This window comes from Microvirga sp. GCM10011540 (assembly GCF_042650665.1).
GTDB lineage: Bacteria > Pseudomonadota > Alphaproteobacteria > Rhizobiales > Beijerinckiaceae > Microvirga > Microvirga lenta.
On the sequence record NZ_JBHSBQ010000139.1, the window covers coordinates 75,648 to 101,910 of the forward strand.

The 26,263-nt window shown below is 65.8% G+C and carries 24 protein-coding genes; 16 read left to right on the top strand and 8 right to left on the bottom strand.

The window, feature by feature from the left end:
* Positions 1 to 71 precede the first annotated feature (71 nt).
* The 3 genes from ACFOYU_RS22265 to ACFOYU_RS22275 are packed head-to-tail and all read left to right on the top strand — an operon-like array spanning position 72 to position 1,900.
* A complete protein-coding gene (locus tag ACFOYU_RS22265) occupies positions 72 to 1,079 on the top strand; it encodes a WD40 repeat domain-containing protein (RefSeq protein WP_226742333.1) in 1,008 nt (335 codons plus the stop codon).
* A gap of 9 nt (positions 1,080 to 1,088) precedes the next feature.
* Positions 1,089 to 1,367 (top strand): hypothetical protein, encoded by a 279-nt coding sequence (locus ACFOYU_RS22270; RefSeq protein WP_377035270.1) that lies wholly within the window; start codon positions 1,089 to 1,091, stop codon positions 1,365 to 1,367.
* Positions 1,368 to 1,378: 11 nt separating this feature from the next.
* Positions 1,379 to 1,900 carry a DUF2937 family protein gene (locus ACFOYU_RS22275; protein WP_377035271.1) on the top strand — a complete coding sequence of 174 codons (522 nt, stop codon included), beginning with the start codon at positions 1,379 to 1,381 and terminating at the stop codon, positions 1,898 to 1,900.
* On the opposite strand, the gene ACFOYU_RS22280 is transcribed toward ACFOYU_RS22275, so the two are convergent.
* Positions 1,901 to 2,236, bottom strand: a complete 336-nt coding sequence (locus tag ACFOYU_RS22280; RefSeq protein WP_226742336.1) for a hypothetical protein — start codon at positions 2,234 to 2,236, stop codon at positions 1,901 to 1,903.
* A 62-nt stretch (positions 2,237 to 2,298) separates the two neighbouring features.
* Entirely contained in the window at positions 2,299 to 3,729 is a 1,431-nt protein-coding gene (locus tag ACFOYU_RS22285) for a homospermidine synthase (protein ID WP_377035272.1), read from the bottom strand.
* A 248-nt stretch (positions 3,730 to 3,977) separates the two neighbouring features.
* Here ACFOYU_RS22285 and ACFOYU_RS22290 point away from each other — a divergent pair, with 248 nt between their 5' ends.
* Positions 3,978 to 5,216: a nitrate/nitrite transporter gene (locus ACFOYU_RS22290; protein WP_377035273.1), complete on the top strand. Its 1,239-nt coding sequence runs from the start codon at positions 3,978 to 3,980 to the stop codon at positions 5,214 to 5,216.
* Here the strand turns inward: ACFOYU_RS22290 and ACFOYU_RS22295 are convergent.
* The gene (locus ACFOYU_RS22295; RefSeq protein WP_226742339.1) at positions 5,213 to 5,785 is read right to left on the bottom strand and encodes a GNAT family N-acetyltransferase; all 573 of its coding nucleotides are present in this window, start codon (positions 5,783 to 5,785) and stop codon (positions 5,213 to 5,215) included. The two genes, ACFOYU_RS22290 and ACFOYU_RS22295, sit on opposite strands and share 4 nt — an antisense overlap.
* A gap of 124 nt (positions 5,786 to 5,909) precedes the next feature.
* Entirely contained in the window at positions 5,910 to 7,064 is a 1,155-nt protein-coding gene (locus ACFOYU_RS22300; protein WP_377035274.1) for a type III PLP-dependent enzyme, read from the bottom strand.
* Between the two features lie 632 nt (positions 7,065 to 7,696).
* Between ACFOYU_RS22300 and ACFOYU_RS22305 the strand changes: the two genes are divergently transcribed.
* The 4 genes from ACFOYU_RS22305 (at position 7,697) to ACFOYU_RS22320 (ending at position 11,992) form a co-directional block, all read left to right on the top strand.
* Entirely contained in the window at positions 7,697 to 9,250 is a 1,554-nt protein-coding gene (locus ACFOYU_RS22305; protein WP_377035275.1) for a glucan biosynthesis protein, read from the top strand.
* A gap of 95 nt (positions 9,251 to 9,345) precedes the next feature.
* Positions 9,346 to 10,359 carry an ABC transporter substrate-binding protein gene (locus ACFOYU_RS22310; RefSeq protein WP_377035276.1) on the top strand — a complete coding sequence of 338 codons (1,014 nt, stop codon included), beginning with the start codon at positions 9,346 to 9,348 and terminating at the stop codon, positions 10,357 to 10,359.
* Positions 10,360 to 10,382: 23 nt separating this feature from the next.
* The gene (locus ACFOYU_RS22315) at positions 10,383 to 11,162 is read left to right on the top strand and encodes an ABC transporter ATP-binding protein (RefSeq protein WP_377035277.1); all 780 of its coding nucleotides are present in this window, start codon (positions 10,383 to 10,385) and stop codon (positions 11,160 to 11,162) included.
* Positions 11,159 to 11,992, top strand: a complete 834-nt coding sequence (locus tag ACFOYU_RS22320) for an ABC transporter permease (RefSeq protein WP_377035278.1) — start codon at positions 11,159 to 11,161, stop codon at positions 11,990 to 11,992. Before ACFOYU_RS22315 ends, ACFOYU_RS22320 begins: the two co-directional genes overlap by 4 nt.
* 14 nt (positions 11,993 to 12,006) lie before the next feature.
* Here ACFOYU_RS22320 and ACFOYU_RS22325 read toward each other — a convergent pair whose 3' ends face one another.
* Genes ACFOYU_RS22325 through ACFOYU_RS22335 form a run of 3 tightly spaced genes read right to left on the bottom strand, consistent with a single transcriptional unit; the run spans position 12,007 to position 17,869 of the window.
* Positions 12,007 to 14,961 carry an FAD-binding and (Fe-S)-binding domain-containing protein gene (locus ACFOYU_RS22325; RefSeq protein ID WP_377035295.1) on the bottom strand — a complete coding sequence of 985 codons (2,955 nt, stop codon included), beginning with the start codon at positions 14,959 to 14,961 and terminating at the stop codon, positions 12,007 to 12,009.
* Positions 14,962 to 15,001: 40 nt separating this feature from the next.
* A complete protein-coding gene (locus tag ACFOYU_RS22330) occupies positions 15,002 to 16,099 on the bottom strand; it encodes an enolase C-terminal domain-like protein (RefSeq protein ID WP_377035279.1) in 1,098 nt (365 codons plus the stop codon).
* 15 nt (positions 16,100 to 16,114) lie between these two features.
* Positions 16,115 to 17,869 carry a thiamine pyrophosphate-dependent enzyme gene (locus tag ACFOYU_RS22335; RefSeq protein WP_226742345.1) on the bottom strand — a complete coding sequence of 585 codons (1,755 nt, stop codon included), beginning with the start codon at positions 17,867 to 17,869 and terminating at the stop codon, positions 16,115 to 16,117.
* A gap of 256 nt (positions 17,870 to 18,125) precedes the next feature.
* Between ACFOYU_RS22335 and ACFOYU_RS22340 the strand changes: the two genes are divergently transcribed.
* From ACFOYU_RS22340 to ACFOYU_RS22350, 3 genes are all read left to right on the top strand, one after another.
* The gene (locus ACFOYU_RS22340) at positions 18,126 to 18,569 is read left to right on the top strand and encodes a PPC domain-containing DNA-binding protein (protein ID WP_377035280.1); all 444 of its coding nucleotides are present in this window, start codon (positions 18,126 to 18,128) and stop codon (positions 18,567 to 18,569) included.
* A 100-nt stretch (positions 18,570 to 18,669) separates the two neighbouring features.
* On the top strand, positions 18,670 to 19,371 hold the full coding sequence (locus ACFOYU_RS22345; protein WP_377035281.1) for an alpha/beta hydrolase: 702 nt from the start codon (positions 18,670 to 18,672) through the stop codon (positions 19,369 to 19,371).
* A 302-nt stretch (positions 19,372 to 19,673) separates the two neighbouring features.
* Complete coding sequence (locus ACFOYU_RS22350) at positions 19,674 to 20,399, top strand: DUF2270 domain-containing protein (protein WP_377035282.1); 726 nt, start codon at positions 19,674 to 19,676, stop codon at positions 20,397 to 20,399.
* Positions 20,400 to 20,443: 44 nt separating this feature from the next.
* Here ACFOYU_RS22350 and ACFOYU_RS22355 read toward each other — a convergent pair whose 3' ends face one another.
* Complete coding sequence (locus tag ACFOYU_RS22355; RefSeq protein WP_377035283.1) at positions 20,444 to 21,034, bottom strand: hypothetical protein; 591 nt, start codon at positions 21,032 to 21,034, stop codon at positions 20,444 to 20,446.
* Between the two features lie 298 nt (positions 21,035 to 21,332).
* Here ACFOYU_RS22355 and ACFOYU_RS22360 point away from each other — a divergent pair, with 298 nt between their 5' ends.
* From ACFOYU_RS22360 to ACFOYU_RS22380, 5 genes are all read left to right on the top strand, one after another.
* A complete protein-coding gene (locus ACFOYU_RS22360; RefSeq protein ID WP_377035284.1) occupies positions 21,333 to 23,462 on the top strand; it encodes an ATP-binding protein in 2,130 nt (709 codons plus the stop codon).
* A complete protein-coding gene (locus tag ACFOYU_RS22365; protein WP_377035285.1) occupies positions 23,459 to 24,124 on the top strand; it encodes a response regulator in 666 nt (221 codons plus the stop codon). The genes ACFOYU_RS22360 and ACFOYU_RS22365 overlap by 4 nt, the downstream gene beginning before the upstream one ends.
* A gap of 190 nt (positions 24,125 to 24,314) precedes the next feature.
* Positions 24,315 to 25,163: a Crp/Fnr family transcriptional regulator gene (locus tag ACFOYU_RS22370; RefSeq protein ID WP_377035286.1), complete on the top strand. Its 849-nt coding sequence runs from the start codon at positions 24,315 to 24,317 to the stop codon at positions 25,161 to 25,163.
* Between the two features lie 14 nt (positions 25,164 to 25,177).
* Positions 25,178 to 25,546, top strand: coding sequence for a hypothetical protein (locus ACFOYU_RS22375; protein ID WP_377035287.1), 369 nt, complete (start codon positions 25,178 to 25,180; stop codon positions 25,544 to 25,546).
* Between the two features lie 175 nt (positions 25,547 to 25,721).
* The gene (locus ACFOYU_RS22380; RefSeq protein ID WP_226742353.1) at positions 25,722 to 26,249 is read left to right on the top strand and encodes a MarR family winged helix-turn-helix transcriptional regulator; all 528 of its coding nucleotides are present in this window, start codon (positions 25,722 to 25,724) and stop codon (positions 26,247 to 26,249) included.
* Positions 26,250 to 26,263 lie beyond the last annotated feature (14 nt).

Genomic DNA, 26,263 nt, shown 5'->3' on the forward strand with positions numbered 1-26,263 from the left:
GCGGGTGGGTTTCCCCCCACTGCCGCCGAACCACAATCCTGTGCTATCGCTCCCCCGAAGGGATCGCCTCAATGACTGCTGGAACTGCTCCGTCACTGACCCAAAGCGTCACCCCTGTCGATGCGGGTGAGCATGTCACTGCCCTCGGCTGGCTGAAAGGCACCGCCGCCTTCGGCCTCGGAGACGGCGGCGTCGTGCTTGCCAAGGACGGCGAGACCCATCGCGCCGAGGCCCACCCGGATGCGGGCGTGCTGGTCGGCGCCAGCGACGGCGAGCGCTTCGTCACCGGCGGCGACGACGGCCGCGTGGCGGTGACCGGGGCGGACGGCAGCACCAGGACCCTGGCCGAGACCAAGGGCGCCTGGATCGACTCGCTGGCGATCAGCCCGGGCGGCGCCTTCGCCTACGGTGCCGGCAAGCGCGTGATCGCCCGGGACGACAAGGGGCGGGAGAAGACCCTCGAGGTTCCCTCCACGGCCCGCGGCCTTGCCTTCGCGCCCAAGGGCTACCGGCTCGCAATCTCGCATTACAATGGCGCCACCCTGTGGTTTCCCAACGTGGAGACGAAGCCCGAGGTGCTGGAATGGAAGGGCTCGCATCTCGACGTCGTCTGGTCGCCGGATGCCCGCTTCGTCGTCACCTCCATGCAGGAGAACGCCCTGCACGGCTGGCGCCTGATCCCCGACAAGGGGCACATGCGCATGAGCGGCTACCCGTCGAAGACGCGCTCCTTCTCCTGGTCCCATGACGGCAAATGGCTCGCCACCTCCGGGGCCGAGGCCGCCATCGTGTGGCCCTTCGAGTCGAAGGAAGGCCCGATGGGCAAGCAGCCGCGGGAATGCGGTGTGCGCCACGCCAAGGTCAGCCGCGTCGCCTTCCATCCCAACACCTACGTGCTGGCGGTCGGCTACGAGGACGGCTGCATCCTTCTCATCCGCATGGCCGATGCCTCGGAGCTGCTGGTGCGTCCCGCCGTCAAGGACAGCGGCATCACCGCCATGGCCTGGGACAAGGCCGGCAGGCGGCTTGCCTTCGGCTGCGCGGACGGCCAGGCCGGCATTCTGACCCTTCCCGCCTAAAGGCCGGCCATGGCGGGTTTCGGAGCGCTCCTGCGGAATGCGTTCGGTCGGCAGAAGGTCGACCGGGAGGCCGTGGAGCGGGTCAAAGGCTGGGCCCGCAAGGCCCTTCGGGCGTCGCCCGAGACGGTCCTTTCCGTCAACGAGATCGTCTGCGCCGACCCCGCCTGCCCGGGCATGGAGACCGTGATCCTCGTGATGGAGCCGGGTGCGAGAACCCGCGCCTACAAGGTCGCCAAGGCCCTGGACGAGGTCGTGGAACAAGATATCAGCGACGCTCTTGATCTCTGAGGAGGTGTCGTTTGCCCAGGATTGTCCGCATCGTCGCATTCGGGTTCGGCCTGCTGGGCGGGCTCGTGGCCTCCCAGGGTCCTGAATATTCCCAGCAGTACCGCCAGCGCCTCGGCGGCGCGGTGGACGAGCTCCGGCAGGTCGTCACGCGCTTCGATGCGGATGCCGCAGCGAGCGGCGAGACCCGGGACAGCGCCATTCTCCGCCTGCGCAACAATGCGGACAGCTTCGTCACCCGCCAGGGCGCGGCCATGCAGGGCAACGTGGAGCGCCTGGACCGGCTGGAGGCCCATCGCCAGGCGATGATCGAGGCCGGCCCCTTCTCCCGCATCGCCCTGATGGTGCGCAACGGCGACCGGGACCTCATGGAGGCCACCTATCGCGATTTCGAGCCGGCCGTGCCGGTGACGGAGGAGGGAATCCTCTCGGCGGCTGCCGGGTTCGTGGCGGTCTGGGGCGCTATCCTGCTGCTCGGTGGATTCCTGCGCAGCCTTCTCAGGCGGCCCCGGTCACGGGGCCCGGCCCGGGCCTGATCAGGCCTTCTCCGGCTTTCCGGCCAGCACGATGTAGAAGCCCAGCCCGTCCTGAGCGGGAAGGGTCTGCAGCCGCTCGATCCAGCCGCGTTTCTTGGCCTCCAGCAGGGCCTTGCCGATCGGCTGGAAGAGGGTTTCCCCGCCCCCTTCCGGCGGGGGCGAGAGCCGGATCGCGACCGTCTTGCTCTGGGCGAAACGGCTTCTTTCCAGCATGTCCTGAATCGAGGCCGCCGCCTGCTCCCGCGACGCCTCGCGCAGGTCGAGAACGGATTCCGCGTCCGTGACCCCGAGAGAGCCCCGGAGCTTGTCGGCGTAGAATTCCTCGAAATGGGGCATGCCTGTCTTCCTCGTCTGTCGGTCCCGGCCGCATCGGGCGGCCGGGATGACAATGAACGGTTTTACCGCACCAGAATGTTCCGGAACTGCCACGGATCGGAGGTGTCGATGTCCTCCGGGAAGAAGCCCGGGCGGTCGTCGAGGGGCGTCCAGTCCGTGTAGACGCCGACGACGGGTCCGAGATAGGGCGTCTGGACCTCGAGGCAGCGCCGGAAGTCGATGTCGTCCGCTTCGACGATCCCCGCATCCGGATTCTCCAGCGCCCAGACCATGCCGGCGAGCACGGCTGAGGTGACCTGGAGACCGGTCGCGTTCTGATAGGGCGCGAGCTTGCGGGTCTCCTCGATGGAGAGCTGCGAGCCGTACCAATAGGCGTTCTTGCCGTGGCCGTAGAGCAGAACGCCGAGCTCGTCGGCGCCGTCCTGGATCTCGTCCTCGGTGAGGATGTGGTGCTTTTCCTGCACCTTGCCCTCGTTCCCGAACATCTCGTGCAGCGACAGAACCGCGTCGTTCGAGGGATGATAGGCGTAGTGGCAGGTCGGACGGTAGACGGCCTTGTCGCCGTCGCGGACGGTGAAATAGTCCGCAATCGAGATCGCCTCGTTATGCGTGACGAGGAAGCCGTATTGCGGCCCGGGCGTCGGGCACCAGGAGCGCACCCGGGTGTTGGCGCCGGGCTGGAGCAGGTAGATCGCGGCTCCGCAGCCCTTGTCGTGGGTGCGGCCGTTCTCGGGCATCCACTTCTCATGGGTGCCCCAGCCGAGCTCCGCCGGCTGCATGCCTTCCGACACGAAGCCCTCGACGGACCAGGTGTTCACGAACACGCCCATGGGCTTCGGGTTTTCCGAACGCTGGGTGTCGCGCTCGGCGATGTGGATGCCCTTCACGCCGACGCGCTGCATGAGCCGCGCCCAATCCTCGCGGGTCTTCGGCTCCTCGTGGTCGAGGCCGGTATCCTTGGCGATGTTGAGGAGCGCCTGCTTGACGAACCAGGACACCATGCCCGGATTCGCGCCGCAGCAGTTCACCGCCGTGGGGCCGCCCGGCGACTGACGGCGGGCATCGAGGATGTTCTCGCGGAGCATGTAGTTGGTGCGGGCCGCGGGGCCGGCGCTCTTGTCGAAATAGAACCCGGCCCAGGGCTCGGCCACGGTGTCGATGTAGAGAGCCCCGATCTCCCGGCACAGCTCCATGATGTCCCGCGAGGAGGTATCGACCGACAGGTTCACGCAGAAGCCTTGCCCACCACCCTCGGTGAGAAGCGGGGTGAGGATCTCGCGGTAGTTCTCCCGCGCGAGGGCCTTGTTGACGAGGGTGATGCCGCGCACGTCGAGCATGCTGCGGTCGGTATCGACGGGATCGACGACGACGAAGCGGTTCTTGTCGAATTCGAAATGCCGCTCGATCAGAGGCAGCATTCCCTTGCCGATCGATCCGAAGCCGATCATCACGATGGGGCCGGTAATACGGGCATGGATGGGCCAAGCGCTCATCGAATCTGTCTCCTTGCGGCAGGAAGTGGGGCGGCTCAACGCCGGACAACGGATGTGGGCGGCATCTAGGATTGACGAGCCCTCGGGGTCAATGCCTGGGGCTTCCAACATGCGCCGGAGGGCAAATTCCCCTGCGGATGGCGAAGACCTGATGACAGGAGCAGCCCTGCCATGCGCGTATCCGCCTCGACATCATGCAACAAAGCTTCATGATCGGCGTTCAACCTCATCCAATCCGGCCCGACCCGATGACATTCCATGATCTTCTGAAACACCACTGGCGCGCCATCGGGCTCGGCTTCGCACTGACCTTCGTGTCCTCCTTCGGTCAGACCTTCTTCATTTCGCTGTCGGGCCCCAATATCCGCAATGCCTTCGGGCTTACCCATGGAGGGTTCGGGCTCATCTATTCGCTCGCCACGCTGGCGTCGGGCATCCTGATGATCTGGATCGGCAGCCTGATCGATCGCGTCAGCATTCCTCTTTATGCGACCGTCGCCCTGCTGGGCCTTGCGGCGGCGGCCGCCAGCCTGTCGGTTGCTCCGAACTTGCTCGTGCTGGGCCTGAGCCTGTTCTTCCTGCGCCTGTTCGGACAGGGAATGCTGAGCCATGCGGGCATCATGAGCACGGCCCGCCTGCCCGCCGGCATCCGCGGCAGGGCCGTCAGCGTGGCGACCCTCGGCTTCTCGGGAGGAGAAGCGGTGTTTCCCGCCATCGCGGTCGCCCTGATCGCCTCCCTCGGATGGACCGGCACCTGGAGAACCGCCGCGCTGGTCGCGCTCGCATGCCTCGCCATCGGCTGGGCTCTCAGCCCTTTCCTCAAAGCCCGCGGTTCGAGTCTCCCGGACGCGTCGAGCGCGAGCGAGCCCCACGAGGCAGGGCCCCGCTGGATCGACACCCTGCGCGACTGGCGCTTCCTGGCTCTCATTCCCACGATGATCGGCTATCCGGCGATCATGACGGCTTATCTCTTTCATCAGCGTTTCATCGCGGAGGCGAAGGGATGGCCCCTGGAACTGCTGGCCACCGGCATCACCGTTTTCGCGCTGGTTTCCGTCGCCGTGACCATGACGGCGGGCACACTCGCCGACCGGTTCGGGGCCGTGCGGCTCAGTCACTTCTATCTCGTCGGCATGATCCTCGCGTCGGTTACGCTGGCCACCGCCAGCGGTCCCTTCGTGCCGCTCCTGTTCTTCAGCCTGATCGGCCTGACGGCGGGTTGCACCAATGTGGTGATCGCGGCGGTTCTGGCGGAGATCTACGGCACACGGCATCTGGGCAAGATCCGTGCGCTCGCCGGAGCCATCATGGTGATCGCGTCGGCCGCGGGGCCGGTCGTAGCCGGCCCCCTCTTCGATATCGGTGTCGGAATCGACGCGGTGGCCCTGGGCTTCGCCGCCTACCTGATCGCCGCCGCCGCCGTCACCTTCACGCTTCCTAATCCGAGGGCCGAGCCTCTGCGGCCCTCGGAAGGATCGGCCCGCTAGGCCGCCGGGCGCATGCCGGTCCACAGGCTCTGCGCGGCCGCCGCGACCAGAGCCGCGAGATCCGGCTTCTGCTCCGGCTCGCCGGTCGCCGAGACCAGGCCCCGCGCGCCGTCGAGGGCGCCGGCCTTCAGTTCCAGCGCCAGGAAGCGGCTGCGCTCGTAGGGGCCGGGCATCCACAGGGCCTGCGTCTTCTCCGTCGAGAAGCCGAAGCGCTCGTAATAGGGCGCATCGCCCACCAGCAGCACCGCCCCGTGGCCGCGGGCATCCGCCTCCTTCAAGGCCTCGCGCATAAGCTTGCCGCCGAGCCCCAGCCCCTGGAGGGACGGATCGACGGCGATCGGGCCGAGCATCAGGGCAGGACGGTTCGGCCCCGCGGAGACGTGCCAGAGGCGAACGGTGCCGACCAGGGCGCCGTTCTGCTCGACGACGAGGGACAAGCCCTCCGCCGGGCGCCGGCCCTCGCGCAGGCGCTCGCAGGTTTTCTGGAACCGCTCCGGTCCGAAGCAGGCATCGAGAAGCGCCTCGCGCGCTTCGACATCGCGGAAGGTTTCTTCGCGGATCGTGATCATGGCCGTGGCCTCCCAAGCGTGGGGTGAGCGACAGCCCTCGCACCTGCCCATGCCGGGCAGGCCGTCCGGGACAACTTTTGGGGGGTTGGTGCCTGCCTCAGGGCTGAGGCAGGCGGGACGTGAATTAGATCACGTAGGATTTCAGCGGCGGGAAGCCGTTGAACGCGACCGCCGAGTAGGTGGTCGTGTAGGCGCCCGTGCCTTCGATCAGCACCTTGTCGCCGATCTCCAGCGAGATGGGGAGCGGATAGGGCTCCTTCTCGTAGAGAACGTCGGCCGAGTCGCAGGTCGGGCCGGCAAGCACGCAGGGAACCTTGCGGTCGCCGTCGCGCTCGCTGCGGATCGGGTAGCGGATCGACTCGTCCATCGTCTCGGCGAGGCCGCCGAACTTGCCGATGTCGAGGTAGACCCAGCGCACCTCGTCCTCGTCCTGGCTCTTCTTCGAGATGAGGACGACCTCAGCCTCGATGATGCCGGCGTTGCCGACCATGCCGCGGCCCGGCTCGATGATCGTCTCGGGGAGACGGTTGCCGAAGTGCTTGGACAGCGCCCGGAAGATCGACTCGCCATAGGCTTCGACCATCGGGACCGTCTTCAGGTACTTCGTCGGGAACCCGCCGCCGAGGTTGACCATCGACAGGTGGATGCCGCGATCGGCGCATTCCCGGAAGATCGTGGAGGCAGAGCCGAGGGCCTGATCCCACGCTTCCGTGTTGCGCTGCTGCGAGCCGACATGGAACGAGACGCCATAGGCCTCGAGCCCGTTCCGGTAGGCATGCTCCAGCACGTCGACCGCCATCTCCGGCACGCAGCCGAACTTGCGCGAGAGCGGCCATTCGGCGCCGGCGCCGTCGCACAGGATGCGGCAGAACACCTTCACCTCGCCGGAGGGCACGCCCACCAGAGCCGCGGCGCGGACGATCTTCTCGACCTCCGCCTCGCAATCGACCGCGAACAGGCGCACGCCGAGTTCGAGACCGCGGGCGATGTCGCGCTCCTTCTTGATCGTGTTGCCGAAGGAGATCCGGTCCGGCGTGGCGCCGGCGGCGAGCGCGAGCTCGATCTCGACGACGGAGGCCGTGTCGAAGCACGAGCCCATCTCGGCCAGGACCTTCAGCACCTCGGGCGCAGGATTGGCCTTCACGGCGTAGAAGACACGCGTGTCGGGCAGCGCACGGGCAAACTTCGAGTAGTTGTCGCGCACGATGTCGAGATCGACGACCACGCACGGGCCATCCTCGCGTCGGTTGCGCAGAAATTCACGAATGCGCTCAGTCATGGCGCTCTCCCCACCAAAGGTTCAATGGAGGCTCTTCAGGCCTCGGATTGAAGTTCAGACGGCGAACCGTCCGGCGTCAGCGAGGGAAGACGACATTGCGCTCTCGTGCGATGGAGACACGATAAGGCAATGGGTTCTTCACCCGACGATGCTGCCTTGGATTGGAAAGGGGAGTCCCCTGTCCGCACGCGCGGCAATGATAAACAAGCCTCTTCGGTGCTGACCTTTGGAGGGCCAACGAGACCAAAAAAGCCCGTTCGTCGTTGCTTTAAGTCACGTCCCCCGTTGAGAACGAGGTACGCCGGTTTCGCCTCCGGCTGCCGGTTAGGGGTATCGAGAACTAGGTCGTTCTCGGGCGGCTGTCCGGCCTCTTGTCCGGATGCCCACCAACCGGCACGCGACCACAGGCACGTGCGAAATTGGGCAAGACTCAAATAAGCTTAATGCCCCCGGACCACAAGTCCTTTTGGGGACCTTTTTCAGGTTTTTTTAGCCCGCAGGATCGGCATCCTTTCCTAAGAGGAGCCGTTCAGCCTTCATTAAGTGCCGGGGGCTCAAGGACGTCCGCTCAAGCCCTATATTGGGACTCTGCCGGCCCGTTCCAGCTCAAAAAGAAACAGTTTCCGCTGCCCATGACGATTCTCTCCCGCAGGACCCTGCTGCAAAGTCTCCTGGCCACCGCCGCCATGCCCGCCTTGGCCCAGCCGAACGGCGTTCCCGGCCCGAATCCCTTCCGCTACGAGGATGTGGTCAGCCGGGCGCGCGAGCTCTCCAGGGCTCCCTACGAGGCCCCTCCGGCCCAGCTTCCGGAGCCTCTCAACGCGCTCAGCTTCGACGATTACCGGGACATCCGCTTCAATCCCGACCGGGCCCTCCTGGGAAGCGCGGGCGGACCGTTCCGGATGCAGCTGTTCCATCTCGGCTTCCTCTATCGCCGCCCTGTTACGGTGAACGTGCTGCGGGACGGGGTGCCGACGCCGGTCCCCTATCAGCGGGAATTGTTCAATTACGGCCGCAACCGCATCGAACGACCGCTGCCGGTCAATCTGGGCTTTGCGGGCTTCCGCCTCCATTACCCGCTCAACGACCCGAAGGTCCTCGACGAGGTGATCGCCTTCCTGGGCGCCAGCTATTTCCGCTTCCTCGGCATGGATCAGAAATATGGGATCTCCGCCCGGGGACTGGCCATCAATGTGGAAGGCGGCGAGGCGGAGGAGTTCCCGCATTTCCGCGAGTTCTGGGTCGAAATGCCCAAGCCCCACGCCGAGCGGGCGACGGTCTTCGCCCTGCTCGACAGCCCCTCCGTGGCCGGGGCCTACCGCTTCCACATCTACCCCTCGAAGGAAACCACCGTCGAGGTGACCGCCACGCTGTTCCCCCGGCAGAGCATCCCGAATGTGGGTCTCGCCCCCCTCACCTCCATGTACTTCGAGGGTGAGAACGACCGGCACCAGACGGACGATTTCCGGCTCGAACTCCATGATTCGGACGGGCTCCTGATCCAGTCGGGCGCCGGCGAATGGATCTGGCGCCCCCTGCGCAACCCCGAGCGCAAGACGATCTCGTCGTTCCAGGACAACAACCCGCGCGGCTTCGGCCTGATGCAGCGCGACCGGGTCTTCGAGAACTATCAGGACCTCGAAGCCTATTACCACAAGCGGCCCGGCTACTGGGTCGAGCCCATGGGCAACTGGGGCGAGGGTCAGGTGGAACTGGTCGAGATCCCGACGCCGGACGAGACCCACGACAACATCGTCGCCTATTGGCAGCCGAACCAGCCATACGAGCCGGGACAGGAGATCGCCATTTCCTATCGGCTCCGCGCCGTGGCGGCGGTCGGAGGGATGCACCCGGGAGGCAAGGCCATCAACACCTTCCAGGCTCCTCCCCGCGCCAGCGGCACGAACGCCCCGAGCGATCCGACCCACCGCCGCTTCATCATCGACTTCGCGGGCGGGAACCTGCCCTATTACCTGGGCGACCCGGGACAGGTGCAGCTCGTCCCCTCCACCTCGGCCGGGACGATCACCCACACCTTCATCGTTCCCAACGATCACACCAAGGGCTTCCGGGCCGCCATCGACGTGAAGCTCGAGCCGGGACAGTCCACCGATCTGCGGGCATTCCTCAAGGCCGGGAACCGGACCCTGACCGAAACCTGGACCTATCCCTGGTCCGTCGATTGATCGTTCCGGCGGCAGGAGATCTTGCCAAGGGCATTCGGAGCGCGCAGAAGCTGGCATGAACGGCGGATCTCCTGCCGGATGAGGGATTGCTGCGCATGAAGCCGAATGCTTGCCTGGCTGGAATGTTGGCCCTTTGTCTCGGCTGGGGCGCGGATCGCGCCCTGGCGCAGCAGCCATTGACCGAGGTGACCTTCGGGACGAACTGGATCGCGCAAGGAGAGCACGGCGGCTATTATCAAGCGGTCGCGGACGGGACCTACGAGAAGTACGGCCTCAAGGTCACCATCGTGCCCGGCGGCCCGCGCGCCAACAACCGCATGCTCATGACGGTCGGCAAGCTCGACTTCTATATGGGCGGCAGCATGATCCAGGCCTTCTCGGCGGTCGAAAAGGACATCCCGACGGTCGTTGTCGCCGCGCATTTCCAGAAGGAGCCCCAGATGCTCCTGAGCCATCCGGGGCAGGGTTTCGACACGTTTCCGGACCTCAAGAAATCCAACGACATCCTCCTCTCGAAGGACGGCTTCGCCACTTTCTATCAATGGATGAAAGCGGAATTCGGCTTCAAGGACGAGCAGGTGAAGCCCTACGGCTTCAACCCGGCTCCCTTCATGGCCAACAAGAAGGCCGTCCAGCAGGGTTACGTCACCTCCGAGCCGCTCACCATCGAGAAGGCGGCGGGCTTCAAGCCCAACGTGTTCCTCCTCGCGGATCACGGCTTCAGCACCTACTCGACGACGGTCGAGACGCGGCGCGAGGTGGTGGAGAAGAACCCCGACCTGGTGCAGCGCTTCGTCGATGCCTCCACGATCGGCTGGTACAATTATCTCTATGGCGACAATGCCGAGGCGAACGCGCTGATCAAGCGCGACAATCCCGAGATGACCGACGAGCTCCTGGCCTATTCGGTTGCCAAGATGAAGGAGCACGGCATCGTCGATTCCGGCGACACCGCGACCCTCGGCATCGGCGCCATGACGGATGCGCGCATGAAGGACTTCTTCGACAAGATGGTGAAGGCGGGCCTGTTCAAGGCCGATCTCGACTACAAGAAGGCCTATACGCTCCGGTTCGTGAACAAGGGCGTCGGGCTGAACCTGCGGCACTAGGAGTGGCGGCCCTGCCGCGAGCGATGACCGAGGCCGTCCCGTCCCTCGTTTGCCTGCAAGGCGTGACCAAGGTCTTCGCCAGCGGCGTCACCGCCCTGTCCGATCTCGATCTTGACGTGCGGCCGGGCGAGCTTCTCTCTCTGCTCGGCCCCTCGGGATGCGGCAAGTCGACGGCCCTGCGGATCATCGCCGGCCTCGCGCATCCGACGAGCGGATCCGTCGCCTGGCCGGGCGCCGCGGCGCAGGACCACCGGGGCGAGATCGGCTTCGTCTTCCAGGAGCCGACCCTGATGCCCTGGGCCAACGTGGCCGACAATGTATGGCTCCCCTTGCGCCTGCGCGGCGTCTCGAGGCGCGATGCGGCCGGGAGCATCGCGGCTGCTCTCGCCCTCGTCGGCCTTGAAGGCTTCGCCGCAGCCTATCCTCGCGAACTCTCCGGCGGCATGAAGATGCGCGTCTCCATCGCGAGAGCCCTCAGCCTCAAGCCGCGCCTGCTGCTGATGGACGAGCCCTTTGCAGCCCTCGACGAGATCACGCGGTTCAGGCTGAACGACGACCTCCTGCGGCTCCAGGGCGAGTTGGGCTGCACCGTCGTGTTCGTGACCCACTCCATTTACGAGAGCGCCTATCTCTCCAACCGCATCGCGATCATGTCGCCGCGGCCGGGCCGGATCGTCGCCGAAATCGAGGGCACTGCGCGCAACGAGCGCGGCACGGACTTCCGTACGAGCGCCCGCTATGCCGAGCTGTGCCGGCGGATTTCGCGGCAGCTCGAAGCGCCCATTGCCGGTGCATCGTCATGAAACCGGCGAATGTCACGCCACGCGGTTTCCTCAGGCTGCTGCTGCCGGCAGCCGTCCTCGCCATCGCGGTCGGGACATGGGAGATCTATATCCGCGCCGCTGCCGTGCCGCCCTACATCCTGCCTGCCCCGAGCCTCATCCTGCGGACGATGGTCGCGGATTGGCCGCTTCTGTCGGCATCCCTGCTGACCACCCTTAAGACCACGCTCCTGGGCCTGATCCTGGCCGTCGTCGGCGGCGTGGCTCTGGCGGTTCTGTTGAGCCTGTCGCGGATCGTGGAATATTCGCTCTATCCCTTCGCCGTGGTGCTGCAGGTCACGCCGGTCATCGCCATCGCACCCCTGCTCCTGATCTACATGCCGCAGGATGCGGCCGTGCTCGCCTGCGCGTGGCTGGTGGCATTCTTCCCTATCCTGTCGAACACGATGCTGGGCCTCCATTCCGTCGACAGGAACCTGCTGGAGCTTTTCGAGCTCTACGGCACCTCGCCCCTGCAGACCCCTTGGACACGCTTCCGCGCGCGTCTCAGGGCGCTCTGGATCCTGCGCCGCCCGGCGGCCCTGCCCGCCTTTCTCACCGGACTGCGCATCGCCGGCGGCCTTTCCCTGATCGGCGCCGTCGTCGCCGAGATGGCGGCAGGCTCGGCGGGAGCGGGATCGGGTCTCGCCTACCGCATCATCGAGAGCCAGTACCGGCTCAACATCCCGCGCCTCTTCGCGGCTCTCGTGCTCCTGGCGCTGACGGGCGTGATCGTCTTCCTTCTCCTCTCCGCCTTCGCCCACTTCCTGCTGCGGCGATGGCATGAAAGCGCCTTGGCGCGCGAGGCATAGGCCTTGTCCAAGGCTCACAGGTCGCAGAACTTCTCCACCAGTTCGGCGACGTGGAGCGTCTGACGGCCGGTCCCCTGCTCGATCTGCTCCCGGCAGCTGAACCCGTTTGCCAGGATCAGCACATCCTCATCCGCCTCCCGCACCATCGGCAGCAGCACCCTTTCACCGGCCGCGAGACCGACATCGTAGGTCTCGGCCGCGAACCCGAAGGCCCCTGCCATGCCGCAGCAGCCGGACGGCAGGAAGCGGTAGTCGAGACCGAGGCTGTCGAGCAGGTGGCGCTCGCCTTCGGTCTTGATGACTGCATGCTGGTTGCAGTGGATCTGCACATAGGCCCTGCCGCCGCCTCTCGCGACGTTCAGCTCCTCGGCCTGCTGACAAAGAAAGTCGCTGAAGAAGACCGTCTGCTCCTTCAACCGCCTGGCACGGGGATCGTCCGGGAAAAGGCCCGTGAGTTCATCCTTGAAGGCCGCGACGCAGGCCGGTTCGAGGCCGACGATGGGGGTGCCGTCCTCGATCTCCGCATGAAGGGTCCTCATGGTCTGCCGCCACAGCCGCTTCGCCGTGGGCAGCATCCCCTGATCGAAGAGCGGACGACCGCAGCACAGGGGGCGGTCGGGGATCGTGACCTCATAACCCATGGCCTCCAGCACCCGCGTGGCGGCGATTGCCGTCTCGGGGCGGAAGAAGTTGTTGAAGGTGTCGGGCCAGAGCAGAACCCGGGGCCGATCCGTCGGCGGGTTGCGGCGACGCCTGAACCAATCCGTGAAGGTCTGGTGGGCGAAGGCAGGCATGGTTCGCTGCTGATGGATGCCGCCCAATGCCTTGGTGACATTGCGCAGCAGCGGCATCTGGGTGGTGAGGTTGGCGAGTCGCGGCGTCTTCGAGCCCAGCCGGGCCCACCAATAGATCAACCCCATCGTATAGGCCGAGCGCGGACGCAGCCGCCGCTTGTAGTAATGGGCGCGGAATTCGGCCTTGTAGGTCGCCATGTCCACGTTGACGGGACAATCGCTCTTGCAGCCCTTGCAGGCCAGGCAGAGCTTGAGCGCATCCTCGACCTCGTCGCTGCGCCAGCCTTTCGTCAGCGGCCCGCCGTGCAGCATCTCGAACAGCATGCGGGCCCGGCCACGGGTCGAACTCTTTTCCTCGTGGGTCACGAGGTAGCTCGGGCACATCACCTGGTCCTTGCTGTCGTGGCGGCGGCACTTGCCGACGCCGACGCAGCGCTCGACCGCACCCTGGAAGCCGCCCTCCTCCTCGAAGTGGAAGTGGGTGTCGAGCTTCGGCGGCCGATAGCTCGGGCCGAGCCGCAGGTTGGACGTGATCGGGTAGGGATCCACGATCTTGCCAGGATTCATCCTGCCCTGCGGATCCCAGATGGCCTTGAACTCGCGGAAGGCCTGGATCAGCTCCGGCCCGTACATCTTTTCCAGCAGATCCGCGCGGGACTGACCATCGCCATGTTCCCCCGACAGGGATCCGCCGTAACGCACCACGAGATCGGCAGCTTCGTCGAGAAAGCGACGCCAGGTCTCGATCCCCTCCTCGCTGTCGAGATCGAAACTGACGCGGCAATGGACCAGACCATCGCCGAAATGGCCGTACATGGGCGAGATGTAGCCGTATTTGTCGAAGAGGGCCTTCAGATCGCGCAGGTAATCGCCGAGGCTTTCCGGCGTCACGGCGGTGTCCTCCCACCCCTCCCAGGTCTCGGGCCTGTCGGGCACGTAGGCGCTGCCGGGAAGCCCCGCCCGTCGCACCGCCCAGATCCGCTCCTCCGCCTCGTCCCGGCAGATCAACTTGGCCTCCGCGTGCGGCAGAGCCTCGAACTGCGCGACGAGCCGCCGCCCCTTCTCGGCGGCTTCCTCTTCGGTCTCGCCGCCAAACTCCACCACCAGCCAGTCGCAGCCCTGCGGCAGAAGATTCATGTCGCTCTCGTGCAGGTGCTTGCGCAGCATCGAGTCCACGAGGAAGTGGTCGATTCCCTCCACGGCCAGCGGCTCGTGCTCCAGGATCCGCGGCACCATATCGGCAGCCTGGAAGATGTCGGGAAAACCGATGATCACGAGAACGCGCTCGCGCGGGCTCGGAACGAGCGTGAGCGTCGCTCCGAGCATGGTGACGCAGGTGCCTTCCGTTCCGACGAGAGCCTTGGCGATATCGAAGCCGTTCTCCGGCAGCAGCTTGTCGAGATCGGCATAGCCCGAGACCCGTCTCGGAATTTTCGGGAAACGCTCCCGTATCAGGTCGGCATACCGGCGCCGGAAGGCGTCGAGACTCCGGTAGATCTCCGCCCGCCGCCCACCCGCCGCCAGGATGGAGCGCAGTTCGGAATCGCTGGTGGGGCCGACGCTGAGGCGCAGGCCGTCATAGGTCAGGATGTCCAGCGCCTCGACATTGTCGGCGGTACGTCCCGCCTGGACCGAATGCACCCCGCAGGAATTGTTGCCGATCATCCCTCCCAGGGTGTTGTGGCTGTGCGTGGCGGGGTCCGGTCCGAAGGTCAGATGGTGGCGCTCGGCCGCGTCCCGAAGGGCATCGAGAATGCAGCCCGGTTCGACCCTGGCCCGCCGCCGCTCCGGATCGAGCTCGAGAATGCGGTTGAGGTATTTCGAGAAGTCGATCACCACGGCCGTGTTGCAGGTCTGACCTGCCAGACTCGTGCCGCCCCCTCGGGCCACGAGCGGCACCTCGTGCCTGCGGCAGACCTCCACCGCCTTGACCACATCCTCGGTCGTCTTCGGCACGACGACGCCGATCGGGACCTGACGGTAATTGGACGCATCGGTGGCATAGAGCGCCCGGTCGCCGTTGCTGAAGCGCACCTCGCCCTGGATGGCGGCTTTCAGTTCGCGCACGAGGGTGTCCGGATCGGGCGCGGGGATCGAGGCGCTCTTGATCCTACCGCCCGGCGTCCACCGGCGTCGACGCTCCTGTAGGGAGCGGCGGGAATCCGTCTTCAGCACATTCGCCAAGAGGCACCTCCTCTCGCATTCCGATCGCGGCTCATACCGCGAAGCGTTCGGCATCCGCGTGCTTGAACGTAAGTCCGTGGCCGGGCCGCGACAGATCCGGCCCGATGACCCCGTGCTTGGCTACCGGCGCTCCATCGAAGAGCATCTGCTCGATGCGGGCGTGATCGTGGAACCACTCCACATGACGCAGCCGCGGGGCCGCACAGCAGACGGGGAGATGGAGCGCGGGTGCGGTATGCGCAGACAGCGGCAGCGGCTGGGCATCGGCCAGGGCCGCGGCCTTCAGGAACCCGGTATAACCGCAGCACCGGGTCGCATCCGCCTGGAGCACGTCGACGGCGCCCGCATCCATCATCCGCTTGAAATAGAACGAGTCGTATCCGTATTCGCCGGCGGCAATCTCGATGGGGGCCGGAGCCCGGTCCCGCAGGAGCCGCAGGCCGTCGAGATCGTCGCTGGAGACCGGCTCCTCGAACCAGATCACGCCGAGGTCGGCGGCGCGCTCGGCAAACATCAACGCCTCCTTGCGGTCGAAGGCGCCATTGGCATCGATCATCAAGGCGGCATCGCCGATCGCCTCCTTTGCCAGCGTCATGCGGTCCATGTCCTTCCTGGGCTCGCTGCCGATCTTCATCTTCACGAAGCGGCAGCCATCCTCGTGCACCCAGCGACCCAGCTGCTCCTTGAGGCGGTCGTGGGAATAGGTCGTGAAGCCGCCGCTTCCGTAGACCGGCACCTCATCCCGCGCCTGACCGAACAGCTGCGCCAGAGGAATCCCCAGAAGGCGCGCCTTGAGATCCCAGAGAGCGACATCGACCGCGGAGATTGCCGTCGCCGCGATCCCTCGCGAACCCAGATTGCGCATCTGCGCCACCATTGCCTGCCAGAGACGCGGAATGGCAAAGGCGTCCTCCTGCATGAGAACAGGAGCCAGGGTCGAGGCGATCAGAGGCACGGCAGCGAGCGTCGAGTAGGTATAGCCCAGCCCGGTCCTTCCGCCGGCGGCGATCTCGACCGTGACGAGGGTCGTGCGCTCCCAGGCGAAGGTGCCGTCCGCCTCGGGCGCATCGGTCGGTATGCGATAGGCCCGAGCGGCGACCTCCTCGATCGGTGCTTCGACCCGGCGCATTGCGCGCCTCCCGCCTCAGATGATCTCGCGGACCGTATTGGAGGCCACGGTCAGCGCGATCTTCGAGGCGTTCGGCGTTCCGCTCGCGAGGGACTGCGCCAGCTTCGCCGCCTGCTTCGCGTCGACTTTCGGCGGCATCGGCGGCTCGTGCGGGTCGACCACGGCCTCGATCAGGACCGGTCCCGGCGTCGCGAGAGCCTGCCGGAGGATGTCTCCGCACCGCTCGGGATCGTCGATGGTGAAGCCCTGCACGCCGAACCCCCTCGCGACCGTCGCGAAGTCGATCGGCTGAAGCTCGCAGCCGTATTCCGGATTGCCGAGGAAGACCATCTGCTCCCACTTGATCTGTCCCAGCGTGTTGTTCTTGATGACGACGATCTTGACGTCGAGGTTGTACTTCACGGCTGTGGCAAGTTCGCAGCAGAGCATGGTGAGCCCGCCATCGCCCACGAAGGCGACGACCTGGCGCCCCGGATAGGCGACGGCCGCCGCATTCGCATAGGGCAACCCGCACGCCATGGTGGCCAGATTGCCCGAGCACGAGAACATCATGTTGCCGCGAATATCCACGTGCCGCGCGATCCAGGTGGTGATGGTGCCGGAGTCGGTCGCCAGGATGGCATCGTCGGACAGGAGCTTGTTGAGCTCGTGTGCCACCACCTGCGGCTTCATGGGCGTGTCCATGCGGGTGCCGCGCTCATGCATGAGCTCCCGCCACTCCTCCATGCCCTTTTGCGCCTTTTCGAGAAATGACCGGTCCTGATGGTGGTCGAGGCGCGGGAGGAGCATCTGCAGGACCCGGGCGGAATCGCCGACCAGCGCCGCATCGACCGGATAGCGCAGGGAGACGCGCTTCGGATCGAGCTCGATCTGGACGCATTTCGCCTGTCCTGGCTCAGGGTAGTACTCGATATAGGGGAAGCTCGATCCGACGATGAGAAGCGTGTCGCACTCTTCGAGCGCCTCCTGCGAGGGACGGGTTCCGAGGAGGCCGGTTCCTCCCGTGGTCAGAGGGTGATCGTCAGGCACGGCGCCCTTGCCGAGAAGCGGCTTCAGGATCGGCGCCCCGAGCCGCTCGGCCACTGCGATCAGCAGGTCGCGGGCGTGCAGCGCCCCGCGCCCCGCCAGGATCGCGATCTTCTGGCCCTCGTTCAGAATTGCCGCCGCCCGCGCGAGCTGATCCTCGTCCGGCATGTGGGCGCTTTCCGCCATCAGGTCGGAGACGTGGTCGGGCAGGTTGCGCTTGGACCGTTTTCCGGACGAGACCGGCTGGGACTGCAGGTCCACCGACATGGTGATGTGGGCGACGCCGCGATAGGCAAGGGCCGTCCGGCAGGCCAGCTCCACCACGTTCTCCACATGGGTCGGCCCCATGATGCGGGTGTTGTAGACGGACACGTCCATGAACAGCTTGTCGAGCTCCACATCCTGCTGCGTGTAGGTGTGCAAGAGATCGTGGAACTGGAGCCCGGTGATCGCGAGCACCGGCTGCCCGTCGAGCTTCGCGTCGTAGAGGCCGTTGAGGAGATGAATGCCGCCCGGACCGGAGGTCGCGAGGCATACCCCGAGGCGCCCCGTGTACTTGGCGTAGGCACAGGCCATGAAGGCGGCCGCCTCCTCGTGGCGAACCTGGACGAAGCGGATCGCATCCTTCCTCTGCCGCAACGACTCCATGATCCCGTTGATGCCGTCGCCCGGAATGCCGAAGATGGTGTCGACTCCCCAGTCGATCAGCGTGTCAACGAGCACGTCGGCAGCAGTGGTAGCCATGATCCCTCTCCCGATATTGTCTCCTGGATCTGCTTTGGAGCGAAGCCGGCGAGGCCACACGCCGAACCGCGGCAGTTCCGCAGAGCGCCGTCATCAAAAGGCCAACGATCACCCCCCTGGCCCGTTCCCGCCCGAGCTTCGGGAAGTCCGCATTCCCAGTACACCATCGTACAATTTGCGCCGGATATCCGAACGCGCCGGGAGAGAAGTCCGTTGTCGGGGAGGAACAAGCCCATCGTACGGTCGAGGCGCCTCCATGAAGTCCAAACTCATTCATGACGCTCAGGGACTGCGCACCTACGCCGTCGTGCTGGCGATCGGCGATGAAATCGGCCATGTGTTGCAGACCTTCGCCGAGAAGGAACGGCTTTCCGCAGCCCAGGTGACCGCCATCGGCGCATTCGAGGAGGCAACCCTCGCATTCTGGGTCTGGGAAACCAGGAAATACGAGGAGATTCCGGTGCGCGAGCAGGTCGAGGTGCTTTCGCTCAACGGCGACATTGCGCTGGACGAGCACGGCAGGCCGAAGCTTCACCTGCACGCGGTGCTCGGGCGCCGCGACGGCTCGACAATCGGCGGGCATCTGATGAACGCGCGTGTCCGGCCGACGCTGGAGGTCATCGTCACAGAGGCTCCCGCGCACCTGCGGCGGAAGGAGGATTCCGAAACGGGCCTGCCCCTGATCCACATCGACGATTGACCGCGGAGCCGACCGTTCCGTCGGGCTCGGACTCGCGAGCGGATTCGGGAACAACAAGGCATGAGCAATGTTGGCTCCGAGCCAACGGGAACCCCATCACATGCCGCAAGCACCCGGAGAACAGACTCCCGGGGCCGAGTCAGGAATTCTGCACTCAAGGCCCCAGTCCATCGAGCCGCCGAAAGGCGGCCCATCCGGCCTGCAGGACCTGGGCCTCGGGAGAGGGCGGGACGGAAAGGTTCTCGTGCGTTCCGCGGCCGACAGGACTCGACCGGCACCGCTGATCCTTGCGCTTCATGGGGCCGGCGGCGTTGCCGCTCAGGTGATCGATCTCTTCGCGAAACATGCCGAGGCCCATGGCATCATCGTCCTGGCGCCGGAATCGCGTACGTCGAGCTGGGATGTCATCCGAGGAGGATACGGACCTGACGTGGAGTTCATCGACAGGGCCCTGCAGATGGTGTTTCAGCAGCATGCGGTCGATCCGGAGCGGCTTGCGGTTGCAGGCTTCTCGGACGGAGCATCCTATGCGCTCTCCCTGGGACTGACCAACGGCACCCTGTTCAGCGACATTCTCGCCTTTTCGCCCGGCTTCATGGCACCCACGCAGCAGGACGACGCCCCCCGGATCTTCATCTCCCACGGAGAGCAGGACGAGGTCCTTCCCATCGGCGCCTGCAGCCGCCGCATCGTGCCGCTGCTGCAGCGTGCCGGCTACGACGTGGATTACCGCGAGTTCGGCGGCGGACACGTCGTCCCCGACGAGATGGTCGGCCACGCGGTGACACGGTTCCTGGGCTGACAAACTCTGTACGATAGCGCACGGAAGGCCTTCAGGGACGGGACCTCGGCGGCCTCGACCGAATTCTCCCTGTGAACTGGCGCAGGGCCGTTGCTCCCAGACTGCTCCTTGGCCACCGCTCCTGCTCCGGTTCGTTGAATGCGCGATCCATGCTTCTACTGCAGCCCCATCTGGCTCCCGGCAGCCAGGTGGGGCTTTCTTTGAGAGTCCCCCCTTCCTGGCTGACCCGCGGGATGATGGTGTATTGAACTTTCTGCGCCAGCACCTCGTTTCCGTGTGCCGGCGTCCATGGAGGGGACCCGATGCTTTCGCAGAATCAGCAGAACACCGACCTGCATCTCAAACCGCTGATCCAGGCTCCGGTCTTTCCGACGACATCCACCGAATTCATCAATGTCATGGCGCATTACCATCGCGCCGAGATCGCCCGAATGGCCGGCTGGCGCGATCGCATCGACCGCACCACGAACTGGGCGATCACGGTGGTGGCCGCCATGCTGTCCCTGTCGTTGTCCACCCCGACAGCCCACCATGGCGTGCTGCTCTTCGCGATGGTTCTCGTCCTCCTGCTCCTCGTGATCGAGGCAAGGCGCTACCGGTTCTTCGACGTCTATCGCAGTCGCGTGCGACGGATGGAGCGCAATTACTTCGCGCAGATCTTCTCACCGGAATCCGGCACGACCGACGAGTGGATCCACGCCCTGGGGGCGGACCTTCGCAAGCCCCTGTTCCTCATCAGCACGAACCAGGCGATCTCCCGGCGCCTGCGCCGCAACTATTGCTGGATGTTTCTGATCCTGCTGATGGCATGGCTGGTCAAGACGACCTTCATCAGCATGACGGAGAGCGCGGTTCAGGCCGAGCTCGTCGATTCCCTCGACGAATGGTGGCGCAACGCAGCGGTCGGCCCGATCCCCGGCTGGATCGTGGTGATCGCGGTCGTGATCTTCTATGCCTGGATCCTCTTTGCGACATTCCGCAAGCGGGTCCGCAAGGGTGAGATGATCTATGGCGACGTGCATGTCTGAGGGGGCGCACCTGCCGACGAGAGGCGTCCCCGGAGCGCGTCCATCTACGCTCGAAAAGGCTGGCTCAGAACGATTTCCTGGTCCTGGATATGACCGGACCGGGCATCGATCTTCAGCTCGTACAGCTTGTCTTCGCGCTGGGCGCGGACGCTGAAGGTATCGCCGCTGCGCTTGATCTCCTGGACGCGCGCCCAGCCCTGTCGCCTGAGCATCGTTTCCACCTGGGAACTCTTGAGACGCTGCGGCTGCTTGAGATCGCCCGTGTGAACGTCGACGTACAGCTCGACAGGTTCTCCGTGCCATTCCGCCGTGGCGCGGTAGACGTCGCCCTCGCGCCGCCAGTTCCTGATCGCCCTTATTCCCTTCTCCCTCAGCAGGGACCTGTAGGTCGTCTGGCGGATCTGGGCTTCGAGCTCGGAATCGCTGTCCTTGGCGGAAACGGCGGTTGCCGCCCTGACTATGGAGCGGCCCGAATGGCCGATTTCCGGGCGCGGGCTCGCAGGCCGGGCCTCCCGCAGCAGCGCGGTTTCGGGCGGGGACATGGATGCAAAGCCCTCATAGGCCAGCACAGCCACCCCAATCAGACAGCCTCCGAGGAAAGCGGTCGTGCGAACGACCCTTTGATGCAGATCCATTTCCTCCTCCGCCTCGTTCCGGCCGGAGAGGCCGCAGAAGAGCCCCTGTTCATTCCATGGCGAAGCCTCTGCCATACGACAAGGGCCCAACCCGTGAACAGGTGAATTGTTCGTGACAGGGTTCATTAGCGTACTGTCTTTGCCGAGATCGGCGGCTGTTCGGAAGCTCCGGCGCCTCCCAGGGTTTCCCAGGCGCAGGCGGAGCCGCCGCGAGAGGGCAGAAGACTTGCACCGGCAGCGGCAAAGTCGGAATGTTCCGTTCAGCGTGGCCTGAGCCTATGCGAGAGGATGCCGCCCGATGGCTAGCGCCTTGGACCGACAGGATGGACTGCCTCAACCCGGCAGATCGGGCATCGCCGGCATGCCGGCGAGTGCCCGTTCGCTCGTCCGCTCGCAGCGCCTGATCGTTTCGCTCATCCTCGCGGCTGCGATCCCCGTACTCCTGTTCGGGGGCTGGATGGCTTACCTGACGGCCGACCAGGAAAGAACGGAAGCCCGCCGCGCGGCGCAGGCTACGGTGGCGCGCGTTGCGGAGCAGGTGAGCGCGAGCATCGCCAAGGAACTCGAGGTCGCTGAGGCGCTCGCCGGCACATCGGCCTTGGACGGGACGAATCTGGAGATGTTCTACGAGGAGGCGCAGCGCCTCACGGCCGCGCGACCATTATGGGAGACCGTTTCCCTGATCAGGCCCGACGGCACCCAGGTTCTCAACATCCTGCGACCGTTGGGCGAGCCGCTCGGCCTGACGCCGGACCAGGAGAGCTTCGACGAGATCATCAAAGGCGCTCCCTTCGCCATCGGCGGCATCGGTCCCGTCGGTCCCTTATCGGGAAAGCGGCTGGTCTCCCTGCGCGTGCCGGTCAACCGGAACGGGGCGCTGCGCTACGTTCTGACCATCAGTCTCGTTCCGAGCCAGATCAGCGCCATTCTCCGGGATGCGGGCGCTCCGGAATCGTGGGTCGGCGTCATCGTCGACGCACGGGGCAACGTCATTGCCCGCACACTCGCGGAGAGCACGGAGATCGGCCAGCCGGCAAGCATCTCGGTCCGCGAGGCGATCCGGCGCGGATCCGAAGGCTTCTATGACGGTCGTACGCTGGAGGGCACGGAAGTCGAGACCGTCTATCGCAAGATCCCCGATATGGGCGGATGGTCGGTCCATTTCGGCATCCCCACGGAAGCTCTCAACAGACCGGTCCTGCGGTCCCTCGCGGCCCTCGTCGCCGGAGGCGTCACAAGCCTGGCTCTCGCAGGAGGACTGGCCCTCCTCGTCGCCCGCGACATCGCTCAGCGCCGCCGCGAGGAAGAGGCCCGGAGCATGCTGGCCCTGAGCGTCAGCGAGGAGCGTGGCGCGGTGGCCGTGGAGGCTGCCGATCTCGGCACCATGCGCTGGGATCCCGAGCGCCAGGAGGTGATGGGATCGGAGCGACTGCGCACGCTTCTCGGCTTGCCCCCGTCGTCGTTCGCAGGGCCGGAAGCCGTCTGGCCGGCGAGCCGCTTCCTCGCGGCTCTTCATCCGGAGGACCAGCCCCGCATGCAGGACGCCGTCAGCCGTTGCCTGGAGGAGAACAGCCCCATCGATATCGAGGTCCGCGCCATTCGCCCGGACGGACATTCTCACTGGGTGCGCTTCAATGGCCGCCGTCCGATGGACGCCTCCGGCGCTCCTCCCGTGATCCATGGGGTCGTTTCGGACATCGAACCGCGGAAGCGTGCCGAGGCCGAGCGCCTGCACCTCCTGAGGCGCCTGGCCGAAGCACAGGAGAACGAGCAGCGCCGCATCGCGCGCGAACTGCACGATCAGGTGGGCCAGACGGTAACGGGGCTCTCCCTCGGCCTGAAGGGTCTCGAGCGTGCTTTGGAGAGCGGCACGGTTTCGGACGGCGTCCGCGAGCAGTTGCGGTGGCTGCAGACACTCGCCAACGAGATCGGACGCGACATTCATCGCGCCGCCTCCGATCTGAGGCCGAGCGCCATCGACGACCTGGGGCTCCACAAGGCGCTGGCCGCCTATGTGGCCGAATGGGGAAAGGTTTCGCAGATCGAGGTCGACCTGCAGACCATCGGCCAGGTTCGCCGCTTGCCGGCTCCCATCGAAACGGCAACGTACAGGGTGGTTCAGGAGGCCCTGACGAACGTCCTCAAGCATGCCGAGGCTCGAAGCGTCAGCATTGTCCTGGAATACAGGGCGCGGCAGCTGCGCGTGCTCGTCGAGGACGACGGCCGGGGCTTCGACCCGGAGACGACAACGAACGACGGAGCAGGCAGCCTGACCGACACCAGCGAGAAGCGGATTCACCTCGGCATCATCGGCATGCGGGAGCGTCTGGGCCTGCTCGGCGGAACCCTGACCTTGGAATCCTCGCCGGGATCCGGGACAACCGTCATCATCCAAGTGCCGATTCAATCACCTGGACCTTCAGCATGAGCCCTATCCGCATTGCCCTCGCAGACGATCATCCCGTCGTCCTGGCCGGAGTAAAGGCCCTCCTGCAGGCGGCCCCCGATTTCGAAGTGGTCGGAGAGGCCGTCTCGGGCCAAGCCGCGCTGGAGCTTTTCGTCGAAACCAGGCCGGACGTGGCGGTAATCGACATTTCCATGCCCGATCTCAACGGCCTCGACCTGGCCGAGACGCTCGCGCAGGCTTGCCCGCAGGTGAAGATCCTCGCCCTCACCGTGCATGAGGACAGGGCCTACGTGCAGCGCCTGCTTCAAGCGGGCGCCCGAGGCTATCTGCTTAAACGCTCCGCCGCCGACGATCTGGCTCGCGCCATCCGGGCCATCGCGTCCGGCGGGATCTATCTGGATCCCTCTGTAGCCGAACGGGCCCTCGCGGACCCGGCAAAGCCGAACGGCCAGGACCCGAATGCAACCTCCCAGGAAGAGCTGAGCGCGCGCGAAGGCGACGTCCTCAAGCTGACGGCGCAGGGCTTCACCAACAAGGAGATCGCCTTGCGCCTGGAAGTCAGCATCAAGACCGTCGAGACCTACAAGGCCCGTGCGGCTGCGAAGCTTGGCCTGCGCACCCGTGCGGAGATCGTCCGGTATGGCGTGGCGCAGGGCTGGCTCGAGGATATCGACCGGCCCTGAAACGCTCCAGCCACGCTGTCGGACCGGCTCCTGACACGCCCCTTGTCAGGCATTTCCTGACAGGGATGCGGTCTTGCCCGACTACGCACGATGCCGTCGAACCTCCATCATAGACCTCAAGCAGAAGGGGAATCCGGGGCAATGCGATTCGTGTCGAAACACGGGTCGCGCACGAAGTTGGAGGTTGCCAATGCCAACCAGGCCCAATCTCGGCCCAGGTTTCATTCTCTCGTCGCATTCCGGCCCCTCGCCGGTCCTCCTGCGGGATCAGCACAGATCCGAGGCTCCGTTCCGGAACAGGCTCCTTCAGGCGCTGCAGCAGGATGTGGCCGACGGCCTGCGCCCCCGCCTGGAGCGCGTGGAGCTCAAGCGGCGCCAGATCCTCCACGAACGGCACATTCCCCTGACCCATGCCTATTTTCTGGAGCAAGGTGCGGCATCGCTGCTCCTGCGGGCGGGAGACGAGGGCATGATGGAGGTCAGCACCCTCGGACGCTCCGATTTCGTCGGCGTACCTCTCGTCATGAACAGCCGCCGCACGCCCTGCCGGTGCGTGGTCCAGGCACCCGGCTCGGCCTTGCGGATCGAAGCCGACGACCTGGAGAATGCCCTTGCGGAGTTCCCGGCCCTGCACCGTCTCCTGCTCGGCTATGCGCAGGCCGCCATGACCGAAGCGGCGCAGCTCGCCGTGTGCAATTCCTGCCACAACCTGAAGCAGCGGCTTGCGCGGTCGCTCCTCGTCGCCAGCACCCGTCTAGGGGAAAACGAGCTCCCGCTGACGCACGAGATCTTGAGCCGCGCCCTTGGCGTCCGGCGGGCCAGCGTGACCATCGCCATGGGGCAGATGGAGGAGGCCGGCATCGTGAGCCGGGGGCGTGGGCGGGTCGAGATCCTGGACAGGCCGAAGCTCGAAGCCGAGGCCTGTGGCTGCCACCGGATCCTCTGCGGCGAATACAGGCGCCTCGTCTGCACCGGGGACGACGCGCAACGCAACCTGCCTTGGAGTTCCCCCTACGAAGCAACCTCATCGGTGTTCTAGCCAAGGATGCTGACATGTCGAACCTGCGCCTTGCCCTGATCGACGAAGGCCGCTGGAACGTGCGCGCCCCTGCCCCGGACCTTGACCCAAACGCCTATGAGGAGGCGCTCGACCGGGCGCTCCTGGCCCTCAGGGAGATCGAAAGACGGTACGACTGGGAGAAGGCGGCCATCGAAGAAACACTCCATCCCCAGCCGTGGAAGGACTGGCGTCTGGAGCAGCTCTCCAAGCGCCGCAGGCGCGAACGGGAGCCGCTCGTTCAGCTGGTATGCTCCCTGCACCATCAGGCCACATGCCTGCAGATGGTATCGGGTCTGCCGCTCGCCGCCCGGGAGGCGCCCGGAGATCGCCCGGCGCCCGGCCATGGGAGGCGGGCCTCCTGAACGGCCCTCGGGCCGCCGGGAGCTTCGGCGCTCTTCCGGCACTCTTATTCAAGCCTCCTGTGCCCCATATCCCTTGGGCAGCGGCTCCCTCGAATTGTGTCGGCCTGTCATCGAACTGTCACGAGATCCTGCTCAGAGTGCGGAACCATAGCTGGCACCATCGGGGGAAATGGGCATGGACAACGAGGTCAAGCATCCTGGCGTGAAGAGCGTCGGTTGGGCTCTGGTCCAGGCCTCGCGGCTTCACCGGAGCCGCACGGGCGACAAACTCTCCGATCTGGGCCTCTTCGCCGGACAGGAACAAGTGCTTCAGGCCCTTGCGAACTCAGGCCCCATGACGATGGGCGAATTGGCCGCCATCCTGCGGGTGCGCCCCCCGACGGCCTCCAAGACGGTCTCGCGGCTCTCGGCCCTGAAGCTCGTCGAACGCCATACGGAACCGGGCGATGCCCGCATCGTCCGCGTGAAGCTGACGAAGGACGGCAAGCGGAAGGCGGCGTCCATCAATGCCCTCTGGGACGAGGTCGAGGCCGAGTTGCTGGACGGCTTCGACAACAAGGATCGCAAGCGCCTCAGGAAGCTCCTGCGCCGAGCCGCCAAGAACCTCGCCAAGGTGTCGGGGGCGGATCAGACCGGCTTCGACGGCGACGACGAACTGGAAGAGCTTCCCCCTGTCGAGGAGCCCCTGGCGGCAACCGCCTGAGGCGTGGCGGCCTT